Raw genomic sequence first — 22,492 nt, 5'->3', positions numbered from 1 at the left:
CGCTTTCTGGAGGAGCGCAGCCGGCCGATCGGGTGAGAAAGCGGCGAACTGTACCAGTCCGCCGCCGACGGCGCAGGCCCGCGCGCGGGCACTGGCCCCTGTCGCGGCAGCCGCCTGGAGGTCCTCAGGCGAGCGTTTAGTGATAAGCTCGCGCACCATGAATATGCCCTCTCGCCCCGTTGTCCTCTGCCTCTCCGGGCATGACCCCAGTGGTGGTGCCGGCCTGCAGGCCGACATCGAAGCCCTGCTCGCGCAAGGCTGCCACGCCGCCCCAACCGTCACTGCGCTGACCGTGCAGAGCACCGTCGATGTCGTCGATTTTCGCGTGCTCGACCGCGAATGGGTGCTCGCCCAGGCGCATGCGGTGATCGCGGACCTGCCGGTCGCCGCGGTCAAGCTGGGCATGCTCGGCTCGGTGGAGATGGTCGAAACCGTCCTCGAAGTGATGCGCTCGCTGCCGGGCGTGCCGCTCGTCTGCGACCCGGTGCTGCGCGCAGGCGGCGGCGGAACCCTGGGCAAGGACGACGTCGGCTTCGCGATGCGCGAGCGGCTGCTGCCGATCGCCGCCATCGCCACGCCCAACCTCCCCGAAGCGCGCATCCTCGCCGAGCTGCCCGACGGCAGCGCCGACGAGTGTGCCGAGAAGCTCCTGCCCTATTGCCGTCATCTGCTGATCACCGGAGGTCATGGCGACGAGCAGCAGGTGCACAACCGCCTCTATTCCCGCGACGGCGCCCGCCACAGCTTCACCTGCGAGCGCCTGCCGGGCAGCTACCACGGCTCCGGCTGCACCCTCGCCAGCGCGCTGGCCGGGCGCCTGGCCCTTGGCGAAGACCTCGCCAGCGCGGTGCAGACGGCGCTGAGCTACACCTGGCGCACGCTGCGCGACGCCGAGGCGCCGGGCAAGGGCCAGTACGTGCCGCGTCGCCTGCCGCTGGATTTCTGCTCGTGAGCCGGCCGTCATGAAACTGCGCGGCCTCTACGCCATCACCGACAGCCAGTTGCTCGCGGGCGGCAAATTGCTGCCCTACGTCGAAGCGGCGCTCAAGGGCGGCGCACGACTGCTGCAGTACCGTGACAAATCCAGCGACGACGCCCGCCGCCTGCGCGAAGCCGAGGCGCTGCGCGAACTCTGCGCCCGCCACGGCGCGCAACTGATCATCAACGACGACGCCGAGCTCGCCGCACGCCTGGGCGTCGGCCTGCACCTCGGCCAGGGCGACGGTTCCCTGGCCGCGGCGCGTGCCCTGCTCGGCCGCAAGGCGATCATCGGCGCGACCTGCCATGCGCGCCTCGACCTCGCCGAGCAGGCCATCCGCGAAGGCGCCAGCTACGTCGCCTTTGGTCGTTTCTTCGATTCCAATACCAAGCCGGGCGCACCGGCTGCCAGCCTCGAGCTGCTGGCCCAGGCCCGTCAGCTCGCCGGCCTGCCGATCGTCGCCATCGGCGGCGTGACCCTCGACAACGCCCCCTCGCTGATCGCCCATGGCGCCAGCTTGGTGGCGGTGATCCACGCCCTGTTCAGCGCCGAAAACGCCGCGGAAGTCGAGCGTCGCGCCCACGCCTTCAGTGCCTTGTTCGCAACCCCCTGACCATTTCGGCGGATGAGCGACGCTGATCCGCCCGCCGACCTCCGAGAGGCCCCCGCATGTCCCGCTCCGAAACCCTGTTCGCCAACGCCCAGAAACACATCCCCGGCGGCGTCAATTCGCCGGTCCGCGCCTTCCGGAGCGTCGGCGGCACCCCACTGTTCTTCAAGCACGCCGCCGGCGCCTACGTGATCGACGAGGACGACAAGCGCTACGTCGACTACGTCGGCTCCTGGGGGCCGATGATCCTCGGCCACAGCCATCCGGACGTGCTCGACGCGGTGCGCAGGCAGCTCGAGCACGGCCTCTCCTACGGCGCGCCGACCGCCATGGAAACCGAGATGGCCGACCTCGTCTGCCGCCTGGTGCCGTCGATGGAGATGGTCCGCATGGTCAGCTCCGGGACCGAGGCCACCATGAGCGCGATCCGCCTGGCACGTGGCTTCACCGGCCGCGACAGCATCATCAAGTTCGAAGGCTGCTACCACGGCCACTCCGACAGCCTGCTGGTGAAAGCCGGCTCCGGCCTGCTGACCCAGGGCGTACCGAGTTCGGCGGGCGTTCCGGCAGCCTTCGCCAAACACACGCTGACCCTGCCGTTCAACGACATCGAAGCGGTGAAGACGATGCTTGCCGAGGTCGGCCAGGAGGTCGCCTGCATCATCGTCGAACCGGTCGCCGGCAACATGAACTGCGTGCCGCCGGCACCCGGCTTCCTCGAAGGCCTGCGCGAGCTGTGCGACGAGCACGGCGTGGTGCTGATCTTCGACGAAGTGATGACCGGCTTCCGTGTCGCCCTCGGCGGCGCCCAGGCGCACTACGGCATCGTTCCGGACCTGACCACCTTCGGCAAGATCATCGGTGGCGGCATGCCGGTCGGCTGCTTCGGCGGCAAGCGCGCGATCATGCAGCGCATCGCCCCGCTCGGCCCGGTGTACCAGGCCGGCACGCTGTCCGGTAATCCGCTGGCGATGGCCGCCGGCCTGACCACCCTGCGGCTGATCCAGCGCGAAGGCTTCCACGCCGAGCTGAGCGACTACACCAGCCGCATGCTGCAGGGCCTGCAGGACCGCGCCGATGCGGCCGGCATTCCCTTCGTCACCACCCAGGCCGGCGGCATGTTCGGCCTGTACTTCAGCGGCGCCGACGACATCGTCACCTTCGACGACGTGATGGGCAGCGACGTCGAACGCTTCAAGCGCTTCTTCCACCTGATGCTCGACGGCGGCGTGTACCTGGCGCCCAGCGCGTTCGAGGCCGGCTTCACGTCGATCGCCCATGGCGATGCGGAGCTGAAGATCACCCTCGACGCCGCCGAACGCGCCTTCGCCGAATTGAAGAAAAGCTGACACAAAAGCGGGTAAAGGCTTTGTAAGCGAGCTACGGGTTATTCCATAATGAACGTGCCGACACGCTTGTCGGCCGGGCATGGGCCCGTCTCTGTTTCTGAGGCGTTTCGACTCGCATGAACCGCACCGGCCGCAGCCGAATCCTGGGCTGCCTGCTGCTTCTGCTTCCCGCGCTGGTCACGGCGGGGGGCAACTCCCTGCTGATCCCGGCCAACGGGCGCTGCTCGCTGAACACCGCGCCGGAAGACATGCCCGAAGCCCTCGCGGCCTGCCAGCAGGCGGCGCAGAGCGGCGACAGCGAAGCGCAGTTCGAACTCGGCGAGTATTACTACGACGGCCAGCGCGCCCCGCGCGACCTCAAGCAGGCACTCAACTGGTTCGAGCAGGCGTCGCTCAAGGGCCACGCCAACGCGCAGCTGCGTCTGGGCGGCATGTTCTTCCGCGGCGAAGGCGTGCCGGCGAACAACATGCAGGCGTTCATCGTGCTGAAGATGGCGGCGGTGAACGGTTCGGACGAAGCGCTGGATACCGCCGACCTGGTCGCCGCGCAGATGCGTCGCGACGAGCTGGACATCGCCACCCAGGTGCTCGGGCAGATCTTCCGCAACTACCTCACCGACCTGCAGACGGTCGACGGCGCCAATTCGCCGTTCGCGCCGCTTCCATAGCCCGCCGCGCGGCGGGCGCCCTCGAACGGTCGCTTACTTGTCCGGCATCGGCATGGGGAACGGCATCACGTTGCCGCCGCCCTTCGCTTCGCTGATCTTCGGCGTACCGAGACGCTCCACTTCGTCGATGCGGACGATCGCGTGCATCGGCACGAAGCTGCGCACCACGCCCTCGAACTGCGCCTTGAGCTTTTCTTCGCTGGGGTCGACGACCACCTGAGTGCGTTCGCCGAAGACGAATTCCTCGATTTCCAGGAAACCCCAGAGATCGCTCTGGAAGATCTGCTTGGCGTACATCTCGTACACCTGGCCCTGGTTGAGGAAAATCACCTTGTAGATCGGGGTATCGCGCTTGCTCATGCTGACGGGGCGGCTCGGGGAGGAGAAACGGGGCGCGCATGGTAGCACAGCCGGCCCGCCCGACTGGCGCGGCGAAATCGAACGCCGCCTCGCCTTCCGCCGCGCTGTAGCCTGATCACGGCGGCGCCCTTATAATCGCCGGTCATTTTTTAACCACCCTGACGTTGCCATGACCAAGAAGCTCTATATCGAAACCCACGGTTGCCAGATGAACGAGTACGACAGCTCGCGCATGGTCGACCTGCTGGGCGAGCACGAGGCCCTGGAAGTCACGGCGAACCCCGCCGAAGCCGACGTGATCCTGCTCAACACCTGTTCGATCCGCGAGAAGGCGCAGGACAAGGTGTTCTCCCAGCTCGGCCGCTGGCGCGAGCTGAAACTGGAGAACCCCGGCCTGGTGATCGGCGTCGGCGGCTGCGTGGCCAGCCAGGAGGGCGCGGCGATCCGCGACCGCGCGCCCTATGTCGACGTGGTGTTCGGCCCGCAGACGCTGCACCGGCTGCCGGAAATGATCGATGCCGCGCGCAGCACGCGCACGCCGCAGGTGGACATCTCCTTCCCCGAGATCGAGAAGTTCGACCGCCTGCCCGAGCCGCGCATCGACGGCCCCAGCGCCTTCGTCTCGATCATGGAAGGCTGCAGCAAGTACTGCACCTTCTGCGTGGTGCCCTACACCCGCGGCGAGGAAGTCAGCCGGCCGTTCGACGACGTGCTCGCCGAAGTCATCCACCTCGCCGAGCACGGCGTGCGCGAAGTCACCCTGCTGGGGCAGAACGTCAACGGCTATCGCGGCGAGACCCATGACGGGCGAATCGCCGACTTCGCCGAACTGATCCGCGTGGTCGCCGAGGTCGAGGGCATCGAGCGCATCCGCTACACCACCTCGCACCCGCTGGAATTCTCCGACGCGCTGATCGCCGCCCATGCCGAAGTGCCGGAGCTGGTGAAGTTCGTCCACCTGCCGGTGCAGGCGGGCTCGGATCGCATCCTCGCGGCGATGAAGCGCAACCACACCGCGCTGGAATACAAGTCGCGCATCCGCAAGCTGCGCGCCGCGGTGCCGGACATCTGCATCAGCTCGGACTTCATCATCGGTTTCCCCGGCGAGACCGAGAAGGACTTCGAGCAGACCATGAAACTGGTTCAGGACGTCGGTTTCGACTTCTCCTTCTCCTTCATCTACAGCGCGCGCCCCGGCACGCCGGCCGCCGATCTGCCCGACGACACGCCCGACGAAGTGAAGAAGCAGCGCCTGTCGATCCTGCAGACGCGGATCAGCCAGCAGGGCTTCGAGATCAGCCGGCGGATGGTTGGCAGCACCCAGCGCATCCTCGTCAGCGACTTCTCGAAGAAGGACCCGGGCATGCTTCAGGGGCGTACCGAGAACAACCGCATCGTCAACTTCCGCAGCGCCAACCCGCGGCTGATCGGCCAGTTCGTCGACGTGCACATCGACGACGCGCTGCCGCATTCGCTGCGCGGGAGCCTGATCGAAAGTACCGTTCACTGACGCCCGACGCTGCGAAGCGGCGCGGCGGCCGTGCATCGCCGTCGTGCCGCCGGCCCGATGCACGGCCGGGCGGCGGCTTTCACCCTCGCCCGCATGGGGTTATCCTTTCTTCCACCTTTCACTGCCTCCGGCGGCCATAAAAAGACATTGAACGCTCCCACCGAACCCCATCGTTTTACCCTCGAACCCTTTGAAGCGCGCCGCTTCGCCAACCTCTGCGGACAGTTCGACGAGCACTTGCGGCTGATCGAACAGCGCCTCGCTCTGGAAATCCGCAACCGCGGCAACCAGTTCGAGATCGTCGGTAACAGCGAGCGCGCCCGCGCCGCGGAAAACCTGCTGCGCCGCCTCTACCGCGAGACCCAGAGCAGCGAGCTGTCGCCGGACATGGTCCACCTGTTCCTGCAGGAGTCGGGGATGGACGAGCTGGTCAACCCCAGCGCGCAGAACGCCTCCAGCGTCGCGCTGCGCACCAAGAAGGGCATGATCAAACCGCGCGGTGCCAACCAGCAGCGCTACGTGCGTTCGATCCTGGACAACGACATCAACTTCGGCATCGGCCCGGCCGGCACCGGCAAGACCTACCTCGCCGTGGCCTGCGCGGTGGACGCGCTGGAACGCGAACAGGTGCGACGCATCCTGTTGGTGCGTCCGGCGGTGGAAGCCGGCGAGAAGCTCGGCTTCCTGCCCGGTGACCTGGCGCAGAAGATCGATCCCTACCTGCGCCCGCTGTACGACGCGCTCTACGAGATGCTCGGCTTCGAGACCGTGGCCAAGCTCATCGAGAAGCAGGTGATCGAGATCGCCCCGCTTGCCTACATGCGCGGACGCACGCTTAACAACAGCTTCATCATCCTCGACGAGAGCCAGAACACCACGCTGGAACAGATGAAGATGTTCCTCACCCGCATCGGTTTCGGCTCCACCGCGGTGATCACCGGCGACATCACCCAGGTCGACCTGCCGCGCGGTACCAAGTCCGGGCTGACCCACGTGATCGAGGTGCTGCGCGACGTGCCGGGCATCAGCTTCACCCACTTCATCTCCAAGGACGTCGTGCGCCACCCGCTGGTGCAACGCATCGTCGAAGCCTACGACCGCTTCGAGCAGCGCCAGCAGGCGCCGCTGCAACGCGACGACAACGACCCGGGTGCCCGCGCCGACGATGCTTGAACTCGACCTGCAGAACGCCAGCCAGGGCGCTGTTCCCGACGAGGCGGCGCTGCGCCGCTGGTGCGAACTGGCGCTGCGCCAGCGCACCGCCGACTCCGAGCTGACCATCCGCCTGGTCGACGAGGACGAGGGCCGCGAACTCAACGCCACCTGGCGGCACAAGGATTACGCGACCAACGTCCTGTCCTTTCCCGCCGACGTCCCCGAAGGTCCGGGCGGCGAACCGCTGCTGGATATACCGCTACTCGGCGACCTGGTGATCTGCGTGCCGGTGGTCGAGCGCGAGGCCGCCGAACAGGGCAAGGCGCTCGACGCCCACTGGGCGCACCTGGTGATCCACGGTTGCCTGCACCTGCTGGGCTATGACCACCTGGAAGACGACGAGGCCGAGGAAATGGAATCGTTGGAACGAGAATTGCTCGCCGAGCTGGGTCATCCCGACCCTTATGCCGGCGATGAAAACTGAGCAAGGAAAAATGAGCGAAGACCGATCGAGCAATGGACACAGATCCTGGTTGGAGAAAATCACCCAGGCCTTTGTCCATGAACCGAAGAATCGCCAGGAACTGCTTGAACTCCTGCGCGAAGCCCACCAGAACAACCTGCTCGACAGCGAGGCGCTGTCCATCGTCGAGGGCGCGATCCAGGTCGCCGACCTGCAGGTTCGCGACATCATGGTGCCGCGCTCCCAGGTGATCAGCATCCGCGCCAACCAGTCTCCCGAAGAATTCCTCCCGGCGATCATCGAGGCGGCCCACTCGCGCTACCCGGTGGTCGGCGAGACCCTCGACGACGTGGTCGGCATCCTGCTGGCCAAGGACCTGCTGCCGCTGATCCTCAAGCCGGACCGCGAGACCTTCAACGTCCGCGACATGCTGCGCCCGGCCACCTTCGTTCCCGAATCCAAGCGCCTCAACGTGCTGCTCAAGGAATTCCGCGCCAACCACAACCACATGGCGGTGGTAATCGACGAATACGGCGGCGTCGCCGGCCTGGTGACCATCGAGGACGTGCTGGAGCAGATCGTCGGCGACATCGAGGACGAGCACGACGTCGAGGAAGATAGCTACATCAAGCCGTTGCCCAGCGGCGACTTCCTGATCAAGGCACTGACACCGATCGAGAACTTCAACGAGTGCTTCCACAGCGCCTTCTCCGACGACGAGTTCGACACCGTCGGCGGCCTGGTGATGAACGCCTTCGGCCATCTCCCCAAGCGCAACGAGATCACCGAGATCGGCGCCTTCCGTTTCCGCATCCTCAATGCCGATAGCCGGCGCATCCACCTGCTGCGCCTGACGCCGCTGGAGCGCTGAGCCCTCCCGCCCTGGCGGGGATGAGTCGAGGTGCCGGACCCATCCCGCCAGCGGCACACCGGCGCCGCCGTACCCGCGCTTTCTCCCCCTTCCCGCTTCCAGTACCCTTGCCCGCCTGAATTTACGTTCAAGGACTCACGATGCGCTGGATCACACGCCCCGGCTGGCCGGGCAACCTGCTGGCCCTGGCCGCGGGCGCCCTCACCCCGCTGGCGTTTGCCCCGTTCGATTTCTGGCCCCTGCAGCTGCTCTGCATCGGCCTGTTCTACCTCGGCCTGCGCGACCTGACGGCCAACGCCGCGTTCCGCCGCGGCTGGTGTTTCGGCCTCGGCCTGTACCTGGCCGGCACCGGCTGGATCTACGTCAGCATCCACGACTACGGCGCCGCCTCCGTGCCGCTGGCCGGGCTCCTCACGCTGGGTTTCTCGGCCTGCGTGGCGCTGTTCTTCGCGCTTCCCGCCTGGCTCTGGGCGCGCTGGTTGCGCCGCAGCGAAGCGCCGCTGGCCGATGCGCTGGCCTTCGCCGCGCTGTGGCTGGCCCAGGAAGCCTTTCGCGGCTGGTTCCTCACCGGCTTCCCCTGGCTGTACGCCGGCTATACCCAGCTGGAAGGCCCGCTGGCCGGGCTGGCGCCGCTGGGCGGCGTCTGGCTGCTGTCCTTCGTCCTGGCGCTGAGCGCCGCGCTGCTGGTCAACCTGCCGCGCCTGCGCGAACGCCGGGCGTTCTTCGCTGGCGCCCTGGCGTTGTTGCTGGCGCCCTGGCTGGTCGGCGTGCTGCTCAAGGGCCACGCCTGGACCCTCGCCATGGGTACCCCGCTGCAGGTGGCGGCGGTACAGGGCAACGTCGCCCAGGAGATGAAGTGGGACCGCGAACACCTCAACGCCCAGCTCAAGCTGTACCGCGACCTCAGCGTAGGAGCCCGTCCGGTGGACCTGCTGGTCTGGCCGGAAACCGCAGTGCCGGTGGTCAAGGATTATGCCGAGCCCTACCTGCAGAGCATGGGCCGCTTCGCCGATGAACGCCGCAGCGCACTGATCACCGGCGTGCCGGTGCGCCAGGCCAATCAACGCGGCGAGCTGCGCTACTACAACGGCATCACCGTGGTCGGCCAGGGCGAAGGCACCTACCTGAAACAGAAGCTGGTGCCGTTCGGCGAATACGTGCCGCTGCAGGACCTGCTACGCGGGCTGATCGCCTTCTTCGACCTGCCGATGTCGGACTTCGCCCGCGGCCCGGCCGACCAGGCACTGCTGCAGGCCAAGGGTTACAGGATCGCCCCATACATCTGCTACGAGGTGGTCTATCCGGAATTCGCCGCGGGCCTCGCCGCCCGTAGCGACCTGCTGCTCACGGTGAGCAACGACACCTGGTTCGGCCGTTCCATCGGCCCGCTGCAGCACCTGCAGATGGCCCGGATGCGCGCCCTGGAAGCCGGCCGCTGGATGATCCGCGCGACCAACAACGGGGTCAGCGCGCTGATCGATCCGTTCGGCCGCATTACCGAGCAGGTCCCGCAATTCCAGCAGGTCGTGATGTACGGCGAAGTGACACCGATGCAGGGCCTGACGCCGTACCTGCGCTGGCGTGCCTGGCCCATGATGATCCTCTGCGGCCTGTTGTTCGGCTGGGCGCTGCTGGCCAGCCGCTGGGCGAAGACGCTCTAAAGCTGACGGATCACCGGTAGGCGCCGCGGCGATCCGTTCATGGGCGACCGTAGGCCAGCGGGTAGGCCAGCAGGCCGATGGCTTCGTTGAGCAATTGCCCGCTTTGCCACACCGCGGCGCCTTCCGGCAGCCAACCTCCGGTCGGGCGTCCGTTCGGCATCCCAAGGAAACCGGAGGGCGCGCCGATCACCTGCAAGCCCTGCTGCTCGAAACTCCAGCGCGCGCGAGGCATGTGCCAGGCCTGGGTCACCAGCACCACTCGGGTGATGCCCTGCTCGCGGAGCAGTTTCGCGGTGAACAGCGCGTTTTCCCAGGTGGTGCGGCTGGCCGGTTCCTGCCAGCGCACCGGCGTGCCGAAGTCCCGGGCGAGCGAGTCGGCCATCATCTGCGCCTCGCTGAGCGGCTGGCCGTAGGGCGAGCCACCGGACGTCAGCAGAGGCAGCTTCGAGGCTCTCGCCAGTCGCGCGGCGTAGCGCATGCGTTCGATGGCCATCGGCGCCGGCTGGGCGACGCCACCCCAGGCCGGGTCGTCCGGCACCTGCCCGGCGCCCAGCACAACGATCACCTCGGCCTGCTGCGCCAGCGCCGGCCAGTCGGCTTCCGCCAACGGCTGCTCGTGACGTTCCAGCCACTGCGCGCCCTTCTCTACCGTGACGGGCAGGCTCATGACCCAGAGCCCGCCGAAGCCGAGCAACAGGCACAGCGCCGACAGCCGCGGAGCGCGCCGGCGCAGGTACCAGCCGAGCAGCAACAGCAGCAACAGGCCGCCTGGCGGCATCAGCAGTTGTTTGAAGATGTAGCGGATCGACATCGGGCACCTCCTGGGTGCCCGCAGCCTAACGGGGAAGCACGCGCGGCGAAAGCGGGCCGGGAGCTTGCCCGGGCGCGCGCGGGAAACGCGGATCGCCTCCCTCCTGGCCAGACGCGGCGGCGAGCCCCTCGGACAGGCCGCCATGCAGTTCGGGGTCGTGCTGCAGATAGGCCTGAATCAGCGCCAGCTCGGTCCCCGACAGCCCGCTGATCTCCAGCTCGACCGAGCTGTGATTGCGGAAGGCGCGGTCGGTTTCCGCCCCTTCCAGCGCCAGCGCGATACGCTGCAGCAGATGCGCGTAGATGTCACCGTCGTGTTGCGTAGCCATCATGCCTCCCGGTACCGGACATTGGCATCCACCGTGAAAGTCTAGGTGCCGCCCGCCCACTGCACCAACCTGGCGACAGGCGGACGGGCAATCTGGGTTTCCCACGGTCAAGGCCGGTCATGTATGCTACGGCGTTTCCTGCAAGAGCCTGTTCGGTATCGAAAAGTGCGCAGGCCAGGTACGCCGAAAAACGGATTGGACGCCTCCCGCGGGTCGTTTTTCATGCTCTGCCCGGACCCCTTCGCCGTCGATCGGAAACCGGCTCCCCGCCCTCATCTCCAGCGCCAGTAGCCATGCACGAACAGTATCAGCCCCGCGAAATCGAAGCCGCCGCGCAATCCTTCTGGGATCAGAACCAGTCCTTCCTCGCCACCATGAAGCCCGGCCAGGAGAAGTTCTACTGCCTGTCGATGTTCCCCTACCCCAGCGGCAAGCTGCACATGGGGCACGTGCGCAACTACACCATCGGCGACGTGATCGCCCGCTACCAGCGCATGCAGGGCAAGAACGTGCTGCAGCCGATGGGCTGGGACGCCTTCGGCATGCCGGCCGAGAACGCGGCGATGAAGAACAACGTCGCGCCGGCGCAGTGGACCTACGACAACATCGCCTACATGAAGACCCAGCTGAAGAGCCTGGGTCTGGCGATCGACTGGTCGCGCGAAGTCACCACCTGCAAGCCGGACTACTACCGCTGGGAGCAGTGGCTGTTCACCCAGCTGTTCGAGAAAGGGATCATCTACCGCAAGAACGGCACGGTGAACTGGGACCCGGTCGACCAGACCGTCCTGGCCAACGAGCAGGTCATCGACGGCCGCGGCTGGCGCTCGGGCGCGCTGATCGAGAAGCGCGAAATCCCGATGTACTACTTCAAGATCACCGCATACGCGGATGAACTGCTGAGCAGCCTCGACGACCTTCCCGGCTGGCCGGAACAGGTCAAGACCATGCAGCGCAACTGGATCGGCAAGTCGCGCGGCATGGAAGTCAGCTTCCCCTACGACGTCGCCAGCATCGGCAGCGAAGGCGCGCTGAAGGTCTTCACCACCCGCGCCGACACGCTGATGGGCGCCACCTACGTCGCGGTCGCCGCCGAGCACCCGCTGGCGACCCTGGCCGCCCAGGGCGATGCCGAGCTGCAGGCGTTCATCGACGAATGCAAACGCGGCGGCGTGGCCGAGGCCGATATCGCCACCCAGGAAAAGAAAGGCTACGCCACCCGCCTGCGCGTACAGCACCCGCTGACCGGCGAGCTGCTCCCGGTGTGGGTCGCCAACTACGTGCTGATGCATTACGGCGACGGCGCGGTGATGGCGGTCCCCGCGCACGACGAGCGCGACTTCGAGTTCGCCAGCAAGTACGGTCTGCCGATCAAGCCGGTGGTGCGCACCTCGGCCGGCGATGAAACGCCAGCGCCCTGGCAGGACGCCTACGGCGAGCACGGCCAACTGATCAATTCCGGGGCCTTCGACGGGCTCGACTTCGCCGGTGCCTTCGATGCCATCGAAGTCGCCCTTCGCGACAAGGGCCTGGGCCAGGCGCGCACGCAGTTCCGCCTGCGCGATTGGGGCATCAGCCGCCAGCGCTACTGGGGCTGCCCGATCCCGATCATCCACAGCGAAGACGGCGACGACATCCCGGTGCCGGCCGACATGCTCCCGGTCGTGCTGCCCGAAGACGTGGTGCCGGACGGCGCCGGTTCGCCGCTGGCGCGCCTGCCCTCGTTCTACGAAACCACCGACCCGCGCACCGGCAAGCCGGCGCGCCGCGAAACCGACACGATGGACACCTTCGTCGAGTCGTCCTGGTACTTCGCCCGCTATGCCTCGCCGAACTTCACCGGCGGCATGCTGGACAAGGAAGAAGCCAACTACTGGCTGCCGGTCGACCAGTACATCGGCGGCATCGAGCACGCCATCCTGCACCTGCTCTACGCGCGCTTCTTCCACAAACTGATGCGCGACCAGGGCCTGATCGACTCCAGCGAGCCGTTCGAGAACCTGCTGACCCAGGGCATGGTAGTCGCCGAGACCTACTACCGCGTGCTCGCCAACGGCGGCAAGGACTGGTTCAACCCGGCCGACGTCGAAGTCGAGCGCGATGCCAAGGCCAAGGTCATCGGCGCCAAACTGAAGAGCGACGGCCAGCCGGTGGAAATCGGCGGCGTCGAGAAGATGTCCAAGTCGAAGAACAACGGCGTCGATCCGCAATCGATGATCGATGCCTACGGTGCCGACACCTGTCGCCTGTTCATGATGTTCGCCTCGCCGCCGGACATGAGCCTGGAATGGTCCGACTCCGGTGTCGAAGGCGCCAGCCGCTTCCTGCGCCGCGTCTGGCGCCTGGCCCACGCGCACGTCACCGGCGGTCTGCCGGGCGCGCTGGATGTGGCCAGCCTGAACGACGCGCAGAAGGAGGTCCGCCGCGCCATTCACCTGGCGATCCGCCAGGCCAGCCAGGACGTCGGCCAGCATCACAAATTCAACACCGCCATCGCCCAGGTGATGACGCTGATGAACGTGCTGGAAAAAGCCGCCCAGGACAGCGGCCAGGATCGCGCGCTGCTGCACGAAGGCCTCGAGACCGTGACCCTGCTGCTGGCGCCAATCACGCCGCACATCTGCCATGAACTCTGGAACCGGCTGGGCCACGATGGCGCGGTGATCGACGCGAAATGGCCGGAACTGGACGAGTCCGCTCTGGTTCAGGACAGCCTGCAACTGGTCATCCAGGTCAACGGCAAGCTGCGCGGACAGATCGAGATGCCGGCCAGCGCCGGTCGCGAGGAAATCGAAGCGGCGGCGCGGCAGAACGAGAACGTCCTGCGCTTCACCGAAGGGCTGACGATCCGCAAGGTGATCGTGGTTCCGGGTAAATTGGTCAACATCGTCGCCAACTGAACACCATCCGGCGCCGACCAGAAGGCGCCGGAATGCCTGCCAAGGGGATAGAAGAAATGCTCAAACGGAACCTGCTGCTCGTCGGCCTGACCTTGCTCCTGAGTGCCTGCGGCTTCCAGCTGCGCGGCACCGGCGAAACCCAGTTCGCCCTCAAGGAACTCGACCTGCAGGCGCGCGATGCCTACGGCGAAGTCGCCAAGCAGCTCACCGCCCTGCTGGAACGCAGCGACGTGAAGGTCTACCAGGGCGCGCCCTACAAGCTGATCATCGCCCGCGAGGAAGAGAAGCAGCGCACCGCCAGCTACACCAGCTCCGCGCGCAGTGCCGAGTACGAAATCAGCCGCACCCTTCACTACCAGATCCGCGCCGGGAAAGACCTCGTCCTGCTCGAGGACAGCGTCGAAGTCCAGCAGACCTACGTGCACGACCAGAACAACCTGATCGGCTCCAGCCAGGAAGGCCAGCAACTGCGCGCCGAGATGACCCGCGAACTGGTTCAGCAACTGGCCCTGCGCCTGCAACTGCTCAGCCCGGATCGCCTGGCCCAGCTGCAGGAAGCCGCCGAAGCTCGTGCCCGCGCCGAAGCCGAAGCGGCGGAAGCCGAGCGCCGCGCGCGCGCCGCGGTGCCGCAGCAGTCGCCGATCGAACTGCCGATCCCGACCAAGTGATCGTCACGGGCCGCCTCGGCGGCCCGATTCCCTTCCGATGAAACTCAACGTCGCCCAACTCGGCAAGCACCTGCAGGGCAGCCTCGCCCCGGTGTACGTGGTCAGCGGCGACGATCCGCTGCTGTGCCAGGAAGCCTGCGATGCGATCCGCGCCGCCGCGCGCCGCGAAGCCTTCGGCGAACGCCAGGTGTTCCATGCCGACACCAATTTCGACTGGGGCCTGCTCTACGAAGCCGGCGCCAGCCTCTCGCTGTTCGCCGAACGGCGCCTGATCGAGCTGCGCATTCCCTCCGGCAAGCCGGGTGACAAGGGCGCCGCCGCGCTGATCGAATACCTGGGCCGCCCCGCCGAAGACACCCTGCTGCTGGTCAGCCTGCCCAAGCTCGATGGCAGCACGCAGAAGACCAAATGGGCCAAGGCCATCATCGAAGGTCCACAGGCGCAGTTCGTGCAGATCTGGCCAGTGGACGCCGCGCAGTTGCCGCAATGGATTCGCCAGCGCCTGGCGCAGGCCGGCCTGAGCGCCAGCCAGGAAGCGGTGGAGCTGATCGCCGCGCGGGTGGAGGGCAACCTGCTCGCCGCCGCTCAGGAGATCGAGAAACTCAAGCTGATCGCCGAGGGCGAGCAGATCGACGTCGAGACCGTGCAGGCCGCCGTGGCCGACAGCGCCCGCTTCGACGTCTTCGGGCTGATCGACGCCGCCCTCAACGGCGAATCCGCGCACGCCCTGCGCATGCTCGAAGGCCTGCGTGGCGAGGGCGTGGAAACCCCGGTGATCCTCTGGGCGATGGCCCGCGAGCTGCGCCTGCTGGCCAACCTGTCACGCCAGCAGGCCCAGGGCATCCCGCTCGACCGCGCCTTCAGCCAGGCACGACCGCCGGTCTGGGACAAGCGCAAACCGCTGATGACCCGCGCCCTGCAACGGCACTCCGCAGCGCGCTGGCAACAGTTGCTGGGCGACGCCCAGCGCATCGACGCGCAGATCAAGGGCCAGGCCGAGGGCTCGCCGTGGAACGGCCTGGCGCTGCTCTGCCTGCAACTTTCCGGCAAGCGGCTGAGCCTTCCCAGCCACTGAGCATCTGGACTTCCATGCCGCTCGGGCGCACCATGCGCGCCGCCCTTTCGCAGGAGTATCGGCATGTCCAGAAAAGCCAAATCGCGGCCGAACAAGGCCAAATCCCTGATCGCGCAACCGCTGTTCCGCTGCCGCCAGGAAGTCCCGAGAAAAGGCAAAGGCAGCTACCGCCGCGAAGCCTCTCCGTCATACAACGGAGAGGCTTCGGTCCTTCTGGCGGCTTAAAAAAGCCGGCGGCCATGCTAAGGTCATGCACTGATACCGACCGAGACCCTCGATTTCATGCCCTATCCCAAAGCACCCGAGCTGACTCGTACCCTGCTCACGGGCGCCACCCTGGCTTTCCTTTCCGCCTGCGCCGATAACCCCCCGCAAGCCGCCACCACGCCACCCGCCGCGCCCGCCGCCGTCACCGCGGCCGCCAGCGGCGACGCACAGCCCGTGATCCCGCCGAGCATCAGCTTCGAGCAATGGCGCGACGGGTTCCGCAGCCAGGCACTCAATGCGGGCATCCGCGCCGAGGTCTTCGACCGCGCCTTCAGTGGCGTGACCCCCGACCAGGCCGTCATCGACGCCGACCGCAGCCAGCCCGAGTTCACCCGGCCGGTCTGGGAATACCTCGACGGCGCGCTGTCCGCCCAGCGTGTCGCCAAGGGCAAGGCGCTGATCCAGCAGAACGCCGCCCTGCTCGCCAGCATCGAAGAGCGCTACGGCGTCGAGCCGCAAACACTGGTCGCGGTATGGGGCATGGAAAGCAACTTCGGCCAGATCATGGGCAGCCGTTCGGTGATCCGCTCGCTGGCGACCCTGGCCTACGAAGGCCGTCGTCCGGGCTTCGCCCAGAGCCAGCTGATCGCCGCACTGCTGATTCTCCAGCACGGCGACGTGAAACCGGAGCGGATGATCGGCTCCTGGGCCGGCGCGATGGGCCAGACCCAGTTCATCCCGACCACCTACGACACCCACGCCGTGGACTTCGACGGCGACGGGCGGCGCGACATCTGGGACTCCTCGGCCGACGCACTGGCCTCCACCGCCCACTACCTGCAGGCTTCCGGCTGGCGCCACGGCCTGCCTTGGGGCTTCGAGGTGACGCTGCCCAAGGGCTTCGACTACGCCCTGGCCGATGCCGACATCCGCAAACCCCTGCGCGAATGGCAGGGGTTGGGCATCGCGCCGCCGGTGCTTCCAGGCCAGCTGACCGACGAAAGCGCTTCGCTGTTGCTGCCGGCCGGTCATCGTGGTCCGGCGTTCCTGGTGCTGAGCAACTTCCGCGCGATCCTCAAGTACAACAACTCGTCTTCCTACGCGCTGGCCATCGGCCTGCTTTCCGAGCGCTTCCAGGGCGCCGGAAAGGTTATCGGCGAGTGGCCGCGCGACGATCTCCCGCTGAGCCGCAGCGAGCGCATCGAACTGCAGGAACGCCTGAGCGCACGCGGCTACGAGCCGGGCGCGGCGGACAGCATCATCGGCGCCAACACCCGCAAGGCGATCCGCGCCTACCAGCAGTCCTTGGGCTGGCCGGCAGACGGCTACCCGAGCCAGGAACTGATCAAGCAGTTGCGCGAAGGCCGCTGATCGCCGTTCGCCGCCGGGCACCCAGGCTCGGCGGCGCGCCCCTGTGATACACTTCGCCTCCCCCATTTGCCCCTGCGGCTGCCAACGGAGCCTCTTACGGAGCCAGTTCCGATGTCCGACATAGACTCGTCAAAACCCGTCGCCAGCGGCGAAAAGTTCCGCACCGCGCAGGGCATCACCGCGATCAAGGATGGCCAGAAGCGCCGCGCCTCGGCGCAGCCCCAGGTGCACGAACCCAAGCCTTCGTGGCTGCGGGTCAAGGCGCCGAGCGGGAGCCGTTTCGAGGCGGTGAAGCGCAATGTCGGCGAGCATCGGCTGAGCACCGTGTGCCAGGAATCGCACTGCCCGAACATGGGCGAATGCTGGTCCAACGGCACCGCCACCATCATGCTGATGGGTTCCGTGTGCACCCGCGCTTGCCGCTTCTGCGCCGTCGACACCGGCAACCCCAACGGCTGGCTGGACGAGGAAGAACCGCAGAACACTGCCAAATCGGTCGAACTGATGGCGCTGCGCTACATCGTGCTGACCTCGGTGGACCGCGACGACCTCGACGACGGCGGCGCCGGCCACTACGCCGCCTGCGTGCGCGCCATCAAGGAGCGCACCCCGCAGGTGGTGGTGGAGGCGCTGACCCCGGACTTCGACGGCGACCTGCTGGCCATCGAACGGGTGGTCGACTCCGGCTTGGAAGTGTTCGCGCAGAACGTCGAGACGGTCGAGCGGCTGACCCATGAAGTGCGCGACCCACGCGCCGGCTACGCGAAGACCCTGCGCGCGCTGGAACACGCCAAGCGCCACCGTCCCGAGGTCCTCACCAAGACCAGCCTGATGCTTGGCCTGGGCGAGACCGACGAGGAAGTGCTGGCGACCATGGACGACCTGCGCGCCATCGGCGTGGACATCCTGACCCTCGGCCAGTACCTGCAGCCGACCCGCAATCACCTGACGGTGAAGCGCTGGGTGAGCCCGGAGGAATTCAACCGCTTGCGCGAGATCGGCCTGGAAAAGGGCTTCATGGAAGTCGCCGCCGGCCCGCTGGTGCGCTCCAGCTACCGCGCCGACCGGGTGTTCGAGAAGAACAACCTGGGCCTCGCCGCGCCCGTTCCGGTTCCCGGCCAGCCGCTGGTCACCGGCCTGATTCCCGCGCTCAACCTGAACTGAGTCGCACACACGGCAACACACCCCGCGGCAATCCGGGGTGTTCGCATCGTTCAGGAAATCTCTTTTTTCGCGAAGGGCGGCCCTGAAGCCGTATCGCCGAGTTAGCGGACGTAGCCCAGGCGCTGGCGCAGAATCCGCTCCAGACGCTGCGCCACCTCGTCCAGCGTCGGTGGCGTCTCCAGCAGGTCGCGGAGCTGGACCATCTTCAACCCCGCGTAACCACAAGGATTGATCCGACCGAACGGCGACATGTCCATGTCCACGTTGAGCGCCAGGCCGTGGAAGGAACAGCCACGGCTGACCCGCAGCCCCAGCGAGGCGACCTTGTCGCCGGCGACATAGACGCCGGGCGCATCCGCCTTGGGCGCCGCGTCGACGGCATAGCCGGCCAGCAGCTCCACCAGGCTCTGCTCCATCGCCGTGACCAGCTCACGCACGCCGAGCCCGAGCCGACGCAGGTCCAGCATCAGGTAGGCCACCAGCTGGCCGGGGCCGTGGTAGGTGACCTGACCGCCACGATCGACCTGAACCACGGGAATGTCGCCCGGAGCCAGCAGATGCTCGGCCTTGCCGGCCTGGCCCTGGGTGAAGACGCGGGGATGCTGCAGCAGCCAAATCTCGTCGGGCGTGGTTGCGTCGCGCTCGGCGGTCAGGCGGCGCATGGCCTCCAGAGTCGGCAGATAGTCCACCAGCCCGAGATGACGCACGACGAGTTCGGCGGGTACCACTAGATCACCATGTGCACACGGCCGGTGGCGCGCAGGTCGACGTTGATGGCCTGCAGTTGCTCGACACCGGTGGCGGTGATCAGCACCTGCACCGAGAGGAAGCGGCCATTGCGGCTGTCGCGCTTCACCACGGTGGAGGCGTCGAGGTCCGGGGCGTGGCGCTGGATCACTTCAACGACCATGTCGACGAAGCTTTCATGGGCGTCGCCGATCACTTTGATCGGATAGCGCTCGCTGGGGAATTCGATTTTCGGGGCTTGGGTTTCTTCGGTCATGGGACGCACGCGGGCTCGTGATCCGCGAGGCGGCGGCCCCGGATCAGGGCCGCCGCCAGCGGAAGGTCAGTTGAACAAACCGTAGAAGAACAGGCGGATGCTGTCCCACAGGCGGCGGAAGATACCACCTTCCTCGACCGCGTCGAGGGCGATCAGGTCGGCGCTATGGACGACCTTGTCCTGCAGTTTGACTTCGACCTTGCCAATCACGTCACCCTTGGCGATCGGGGCGACCAGCTGCGGGTTGAGCGTCATGCTCGCCTGCAGGGCCTTGATCTGGCCGCGCGGCAGGGTCATCGACAGGTCCTCGGCGAGCCCGGCGCGCACTTCGCGGGTGGCGCCTTTCCAGACCGGCGCTTTGGCCAGCTCGGCACCCTTCTGGTAGAAGGTCTGGGTCTCGAAGAAGCGGAAGCCGTAGGTCAGCAGCTTCTGTGTCTCGGCGGCACGCGCCTGCTCGCTGGCGGTGCCGAAGACCACGGCGATCATCCGCTGGCCGTCACGCAGGGCGGACGCCACCAGGCAGTAGCCGGCTTCTTCGGTATGGCCGGTCTTCAGGCCGTCGACGGTCTTGTCGCGCCACAGCAGCAGGTTGCGGTTGGGCTGCTTGATGTTGTTCCAGAAGAATTCCTTCTGCGCGTAGATCGCGTAGTGGGTCGGCTCGCCGTAGATGATCGCGCGCGCCAGGATCGCCATGTCGCGGGCCGAGGAATAGTGGTCCGGATTGGGCAGGCCGGTGGCATCCATGAAGTGGCTGTTGGTCATGCCGAGCTTCTGCGCGGTGGTGTTCATCATATCGGCGAAGGCGTCTTCGCTGCCGGCGATGTGCTCGGCGATGGCCACGCTGGCGTCGTTGCCGGACTGAATGATGATGCCGTGCAGCAGGTCGCTGACCGACACCTGGGTGCCGACCTGGATGAACATCCGCGAACCGCCGGTGCGCCAGGCGTGCTCGCTGACGGTGACCATGTCGCTCTCGCCGATGCGCCCACCCTGGATCTCGTTGGTGGCGATGTAGGCGGTCATCAACTTGGTCAGGCTCGCCGGAGGCAGGCGTTCGTCACCGTTGTTCTCGATCAGCACCTGGCCGCTGGCGCCGTCCATCAGCACGTAGGCCTTGGCGGCGAGTTGCGGCGGCGCGGGGATCGCCTGATCGGCGGCCCAGGCGGCCGGCGTGGCGACGAGCAGAAACGAGACAAGCAGGCGTTGCGCAAAGCTGGTGGTATTCATCCGACTCTCTGATGTGTTTGCTGGAAATCGCGACCGTCGCCTGGACGTCGGTCGCCTGTTCCGCGTCCTGCGGATGCCCCGTGCGGGCTATGTCCTCAGTCCGGGCGGACCAGGGTGGGCTGGCCGAGCTTCGCCAGCCGCACGCTGCTCTGTACTTGTTCGGCCTCACCCTGAGTGTCGATCGGCCCCAGACGCACGCGATGCAGTATCTGCTGGTTGCGCGCTATCGAGCTGATGAACACCGGTGCAGTCACCACCGTACTCAGCTTCTCCTTGAGAAGCTCCGCAGCGTCCGGATTGGCGAAGGCGCCCACCTGGAGATACAGGCCAGAGGCTGCGAGCGAAGCGTTTTTTTTTGCGTCGATCTGCACGGGCAGGACGGCGGCGGCGTGTTGCTGGGGCGGCGGGGTGTACTGCTCGACCGGCTGCGTGGCGACCTGCGCCGGAGTGCGCGCGACGGGCGCCGCCGTGGCCATCTGCGGCTGGGCGAGCATCATCGGCACCGGCCGGCCCTGCTTGGCCCACCATTCGGCCGGGTCGATGCCTTCGACCTTGACCCGCGCAGTGCCGGTTTCGGCGTAGCCGAGCTTCTTCGCCGCGGCGAAGGACAGGTCGATGATCCGGTCGGAATAGAACGGCCCGCGATCGTTGACCCGCAGCACCACGCTCTTGCCGTTGTCCAGGTTGGTCACGCGCACGTAGCTGGGCAGCGGCAGTGTCTTGTGCGCCGCGCTCATCCCGTAGAGGTCGTACTTCTCGCCGTTGGCGGTGGCCTGGCCGTGGAACTTGGTGCCGTACCAGGACGCGGTGCCGACCGCCTGGTAGCGGCGGCTTTCGTTGAGCGGGTAATAGGTCTTGCCGAGCACGGTGTAGGGATTGGCCTTCACCGGGCCGTAGTTGGGCATCGGCACGGCGTCGGGAATCTGCGAGACGTCGACGTCCCACCAGGGCGCGCCGTCGCGGTGCGGGCGGTTGTAGTCGCCGCCGACCACGGCGCCGCTCGACGGCGACTGCGGCGCGCGACTGCTGGAGCAGCTGACCATCAGCAGCGCCAGGGCGCTGAGCATCGCCAGGCGGAACGGGCGCTGTGGCATCACTTGTTGCCTCGGGCTTTGACCAGCAGATCGGACAATTGATAAACCGCCATGGAGTACATCACGCTGCGATTGTAGCGGGTGATGACGAAGAAGTTGGGCAAGCCCATCCAGTATTCGGCGCCATTTTCGCCATCCAGACGGAAGGCGGTGACCGGGATGTCATCGCGCAGCGCGGTGCTGCTGGCCCAGCCGAGGGCGCGCAGTTCGCCGACGTTCTTCACCGGATCGAGGCCGTCGGTGAGGCCTTCGTCCACCCTTTCGCCCCGCGTGGTCGCCAGGCTCACCACCGGTTCGCCCGGCGTCCAGCCGTGCCGCTTGAAGTAGCTGGCGACGCTGCCGATGGCGTCCACCGGGTTGCCCCAGATGTCGATGTGGCCGTCATTGTCGAAGTCCACCGCGTAGGCGCGGAAGCTGCCGGGCATGAACTGCGGCAGGCCCATGGCGCCAGCGTAGGAACCCTTCACGGTGAGCGGATCGACCTGTTCTTCGCGGGACAGCAGGAGGAACTCCTTGAGCTGCTGGCAGAAGAAAGGCGCACGTGCCGGATAGTCGAAGCACAGCGTCGACAGCGCGTCGATCACCCGGTAGTTGCCGGTGTTGCGCCCGTAGAAGGTCTCCACGCCGATGATTGCCACGATGATCTGCGCCGGCACGCCGTATTCCTGCTCGGCGCGAGCCAGCGCGTCTTCGTGCTGGCGCCAGAAGTCCAGGCCCTGGGCGACGCGCGCATCGGTGATGAAGATCGGCCGGTAGTCCTTCCACGGCTTGACCTTCTCGGCCGGCCGCGAGATGGCGTCGAGGATCGCCTGCTTGCGCTCCACTTCGTGGAACAGCGTGGTCAGCTGTTCGCTGGCGAACCCGTAGTCGCGGGTCATGCCGGCCACGAAGTCGGCCACCGGCTGCGACGCGTCGTAGTCACCCGCCTGCACCGGAGCGATCACCCCCAGGCTGCCAGCCAGACCGATCAAACGTGAGTTACGAGCAGCCCAGCCGCGCAATACCTGCATTGAATTCT

The 22,492-nt window shown here is 66.9% G+C and carries 23 protein-coding genes; 15 read left to right on the top strand and 8 right to left on the bottom strand.

What is annotated here, in order from left to right; all coding sequences use genetic code 11:
• Positions 1-157 precede the first annotated feature (157 nt).
• From BLV15_RS07265 to BLV15_RS07250, 4 genes are all read left to right on the top strand, one after another.
• Positions 158-952: a hydroxymethylpyrimidine/phosphomethylpyrimidine kinase gene (locus BLV15_RS07265; RefSeq protein WP_090226012.1), complete on the top strand. Its 795-nt coding sequence runs from the start codon at positions 158-160 to the stop codon at positions 950-952.
• A 10-nt stretch (positions 953-962) separates the two neighbouring features.
• Complete coding sequence (thiE, locus tag BLV15_RS07260) at positions 963-1,592, top strand: thiamine phosphate synthase (RefSeq protein ID WP_090226009.1); 630 nt, start codon at positions 963-965, stop codon at positions 1,590-1,592.
• A 56-nt stretch (positions 1,593-1,648) separates the two neighbouring features.
• The gene (hemL, locus tag BLV15_RS07255; RefSeq protein WP_090226007.1) at positions 1,649-2,938 is read left to right on the top strand and encodes a glutamate-1-semialdehyde 2,1-aminomutase; all 1,290 of its coding nucleotides are present in this window, start codon (positions 1,649-1,651) and stop codon (positions 2,936-2,938) included.
• Between the two features lie 116 nt (positions 2,939-3,054).
• Entirely contained in the window at positions 3,055-3,606 is a 552-nt protein-coding gene (locus BLV15_RS07250; protein ID WP_090226004.1) for a tetratricopeptide repeat protein, read from the top strand.
• A 33-nt stretch (positions 3,607-3,639) separates the two neighbouring features.
• Here BLV15_RS07250 and BLV15_RS07245 read toward each other — a convergent pair whose 3' ends face one another.
• Entirely contained in the window at positions 3,640-3,966 is a 327-nt protein-coding gene (locus BLV15_RS07245) for a DUF1820 family protein (protein ID WP_090226002.1), read from the bottom strand.
• Positions 3,967-4,135: 169 nt separating this feature from the next.
• Here BLV15_RS07245 and miaB point away from each other — a divergent pair, with 169 nt between their 5' ends.
• The 5 genes from miaB (at position 4,136) to lnt (ending at position 9,626) form a co-directional block, all read left to right on the top strand.
• Complete coding sequence (gene miaB, locus BLV15_RS07240) at positions 4,136-5,476, top strand: tRNA (N6-isopentenyl adenosine(37)-C2)-methylthiotransferase MiaB (RefSeq protein ID WP_090226000.1); 1,341 nt, start codon at positions 4,136-4,138, stop codon at positions 5,474-5,476.
• Between the two features lie 147 nt (positions 5,477-5,623).
• Positions 5,624-6,649 (top strand): PhoH family protein, encoded by a 1,026-nt coding sequence (locus tag BLV15_RS07235; RefSeq protein ID WP_090225997.1) that lies wholly within the window; start codon positions 5,624-5,626, stop codon positions 6,647-6,649.
• On the top strand, positions 6,642-7,115 hold the full coding sequence (gene ybeY, locus BLV15_RS07230) for an rRNA maturation RNase YbeY (protein WP_090225994.1): 474 nt from the start codon (positions 6,642-6,644) through the stop codon (positions 7,113-7,115). Before BLV15_RS07235 ends, ybeY begins: the two co-directional genes overlap by 8 nt.
• 10 nt (positions 7,116-7,125) lie before the next feature.
• Entirely contained in the window at positions 7,126-7,965 is an 840-nt protein-coding gene (locus BLV15_RS07225) for a CorC family transporter (protein WP_090225992.1), read from the top strand.
• A 140-nt stretch (positions 7,966-8,105) separates the two neighbouring features.
• On the top strand, positions 8,106-9,626 hold the full coding sequence (gene lnt / locus BLV15_RS07220; RefSeq protein WP_090225989.1) for an apolipoprotein N-acyltransferase: 1,521 nt from the start codon (positions 8,106-8,108) through the stop codon (positions 9,624-9,626).
• A gap of 37 nt (positions 9,627-9,663) precedes the next feature.
• Here the strand turns inward: lnt and BLV15_RS07215 are convergent, their stop codons facing one another.
• On the bottom strand, positions 9,664-10,437 hold the full coding sequence (locus tag BLV15_RS07215) for a YdcF family protein (protein WP_090225986.1): 774 nt from the start codon (positions 10,435-10,437) through the stop codon (positions 9,664-9,666).
• Positions 10,438-10,462: 25 nt separating this feature from the next.
• The gene (locus BLV15_RS07210) at positions 10,463-10,765 is read right to left on the bottom strand and encodes a hypothetical protein (protein ID WP_090225984.1); all 303 of its coding nucleotides are present in this window, start codon (positions 10,763-10,765) and stop codon (positions 10,463-10,465) included.
• 293 nt (positions 10,766-11,058) lie between these two features.
• Between BLV15_RS07210 and leuS the strand changes: the two genes are divergently transcribed.
• The 6 genes from leuS to lipA all read left to right on the top strand — a co-directional run bounded on the left by leuS (position 11,059) and on the right by lipA (position 18,150).
• Positions 11,059-13,665 (top strand): leucine--tRNA ligase, encoded by a 2,607-nt coding sequence (gene leuS / locus BLV15_RS07205; RefSeq protein ID WP_090225982.1) that lies wholly within the window; start codon positions 11,059-11,061, stop codon positions 13,663-13,665.
• Between the two features lie 56 nt (positions 13,666-13,721).
• Positions 13,722-14,333, top strand: a complete 612-nt coding sequence (locus tag BLV15_RS07200) for an LPS-assembly lipoprotein LptE (protein WP_090225981.1) — start codon at positions 13,722-13,724, stop codon at positions 14,331-14,333.
• A 37-nt stretch (positions 14,334-14,370) separates the two neighbouring features.
• Positions 14,371-15,408, top strand: coding sequence for a DNA polymerase III subunit delta (gene holA / locus BLV15_RS07195; RefSeq protein WP_090225978.1), 1,038 nt, complete (start codon positions 14,371-14,373; stop codon positions 15,406-15,408).
• A gap of 63 nt (positions 15,409-15,471) precedes the next feature.
• On the top strand, positions 15,472-15,633 hold the full coding sequence (gene arfA / locus BLV15_RS07190; protein ID WP_090225975.1) for an alternative ribosome rescue factor ArfA: 162 nt from the start codon (positions 15,472-15,474) through the stop codon (positions 15,631-15,633).
• A 57-nt stretch (positions 15,634-15,690) separates the two neighbouring features.
• Positions 15,691-16,986, top strand: coding sequence for a lytic murein transglycosylase (locus BLV15_RS07185; protein ID WP_090225973.1), 1,296 nt, complete (start codon positions 15,691-15,693; stop codon positions 16,984-16,986).
• A gap of 111 nt (positions 16,987-17,097) precedes the next feature.
• Positions 17,098-18,150 (top strand): lipoyl synthase, encoded by a 1,053-nt coding sequence (gene lipA / locus BLV15_RS07180; RefSeq protein WP_090225970.1) that lies wholly within the window; start codon positions 17,098-17,100, stop codon positions 18,148-18,150.
• A 101-nt stretch (positions 18,151-18,251) separates the two neighbouring features.
• Here the strand turns inward: lipA and lipB are convergent, their stop codons facing one another.
• The 5 genes from lipB to mltB all read right to left on the bottom strand — a co-directional run bounded on the left by lipB (position 18,252) and on the right by mltB (position 22,484).
• The gene (gene lipB, locus BLV15_RS07175; protein ID WP_090225968.1) at positions 18,252-18,878 is read right to left on the bottom strand and encodes a lipoyl(octanoyl) transferase LipB; all 627 of its coding nucleotides are present in this window, start codon (positions 18,876-18,878) and stop codon (positions 18,252-18,254) included.
• A complete protein-coding gene (locus BLV15_RS07170) occupies positions 18,878-19,153 on the bottom strand; it encodes a DUF493 domain-containing protein (protein WP_090225965.1) in 276 nt (91 codons plus the stop codon). Before BLV15_RS07170 ends, lipB begins: the two co-directional genes overlap by 1 nt.
• A 66-nt stretch (positions 19,154-19,219) precedes the next feature.
• The gene (locus tag BLV15_RS07165) at positions 19,220-20,380 is read right to left on the bottom strand and encodes a D-alanyl-D-alanine carboxypeptidase family protein (protein WP_090225962.1); all 1,161 of its coding nucleotides are present in this window, start codon (positions 20,378-20,380) and stop codon (positions 19,220-19,222) included.
• Between the two features lie 95 nt (positions 20,381-20,475).
• On the bottom strand, positions 20,476-21,474 hold the full coding sequence (locus BLV15_RS07160) for a septal ring lytic transglycosylase RlpA family protein (RefSeq protein WP_090225959.1): 999 nt from the start codon (positions 21,472-21,474) through the stop codon (positions 20,476-20,478).
• Positions 21,474-22,484 carry a lytic murein transglycosylase B gene (gene mltB, locus BLV15_RS07155; RefSeq protein WP_090225957.1) on the bottom strand — a complete coding sequence of 337 codons (1,011 nt, stop codon included), beginning with the start codon at positions 22,482-22,484 and terminating at the stop codon, positions 21,474-21,476. The genes BLV15_RS07160 and mltB overlap by 1 nt, the downstream gene beginning before the upstream one ends.
• Positions 22,485-22,492 lie beyond the last annotated feature (8 nt).

Origin of the sequence: Pseudomonas kuykendallii (assembly GCF_900106975.1) — a bacterium.
Taxonomy (GTDB): Bacteria; Pseudomonadota; Gammaproteobacteria; order Pseudomonadales; family Pseudomonadaceae; genus Pseudomonas_O; species Pseudomonas_O kuykendallii.
Note: the sequence above shows the minus strand (reverse complement) of the source record. Positions and strands in the feature narration are given on the sequence as shown.

Coding starts and splice junctions, on each gene's coding strand:
- thiE (WP_090226009.1), top strand. CDS start 963: ATGAAACTGCGCGGCCTCTACGCCATCACCGACAGCCAGTTGCTCGCG.
- BLV15_RS07170 (WP_090225965.1), bottom strand. CDS start 19,153: ATGACCGAAGAAACCCAAGCCCCGAAAATCGAATTCCCCAGCGAGCGC.
- ybeY (WP_090225994.1), top strand. CDS start 6,642: ATGCTTGAACTCGACCTGCAGAACGCCAGCCAGGGCGCTGTTCCCGAC.
- BLV15_RS07225 (WP_090225992.1), top strand. CDS start 7,126: ATGAGCGAAGACCGATCGAGCAATGGACACAGATCCTGGTTGGAGAAA.
- holA (WP_090225978.1), top strand. CDS start 14,371: ATGAAACTCAACGTCGCCCAACTCGGCAAGCACCTGCAGGGCAGCCTC.
- BLV15_RS07185 (WP_090225973.1), top strand. CDS start 15,691: ATGCCCTATCCCAAAGCACCCGAGCTGACTCGTACCCTGCTCACGGGC.
- BLV15_RS07210 (WP_090225984.1), bottom strand. CDS start 10,765: ATGGCTACGCAACACGACGGTGACATCTACGCGCATCTGCTGCAGCGT.
- BLV15_RS07250 (WP_090226004.1), top strand. CDS start 3,055: ATGAACCGCACCGGCCGCAGCCGAATCCTGGGCTGCCTGCTGCTTCTG.
- arfA (WP_090225975.1), top strand. CDS start 15,472: ATGTCCAGAAAAGCCAAATCGCGGCCGAACAAGGCCAAATCCCTGATC.
- BLV15_RS07160 (WP_090225959.1), bottom strand. CDS start 21,474: ATGCCACAGCGCCCGTTCCGCCTGGCGATGCTCAGCGCCCTGGCGCTG.
- lipA (WP_090225970.1), top strand. CDS start 17,098: ATGTCCGACATAGACTCGTCAAAACCCGTCGCCAGCGGCGAAAAGTTC.
- BLV15_RS07215 (WP_090225986.1), bottom strand. CDS start 10,437: ATGTCGATCCGCTACATCTTCAAACAACTGCTGATGCCGCCAGGCGGC.
- BLV15_RS07245 (WP_090226002.1), bottom strand. CDS start 3,966: ATGAGCAAGCGCGATACCCCGATCTACAAGGTGATTTTCCTCAACCAG.
- hemL (WP_090226007.1), top strand. CDS start 1,649: ATGTCCCGCTCCGAAACCCTGTTCGCCAACGCCCAGAAACACATCCCC.
- BLV15_RS07165 (WP_090225962.1), bottom strand. CDS start 20,380: ATGAATACCACCAGCTTTGCGCAACGCCTGCTTGTCTCGTTTCTGCTC.
- miaB (WP_090226000.1), top strand. CDS start 4,136: ATGACCAAGAAGCTCTATATCGAAACCCACGGTTGCCAGATGAACGAG.
- mltB (WP_090225957.1), bottom strand. CDS start 22,484: ATGCAGGTATTGCGCGGCTGGGCTGCTCGTAACTCACGTTTGATCGGT.
- lnt (WP_090225989.1), top strand. CDS start 8,106: ATGCGCTGGATCACACGCCCCGGCTGGCCGGGCAACCTGCTGGCCCTG.
- BLV15_RS07200 (WP_090225981.1), top strand. CDS start 13,722: ATGCTCAAACGGAACCTGCTGCTCGTCGGCCTGACCTTGCTCCTGAGT.
- BLV15_RS07265 (WP_090226012.1), top strand. CDS start 158: ATGAATATGCCCTCTCGCCCCGTTGTCCTCTGCCTCTCCGGGCATGAC.
- leuS (WP_090225982.1), top strand. CDS start 11,059: ATGCACGAACAGTATCAGCCCCGCGAAATCGAAGCCGCCGCGCAATCC.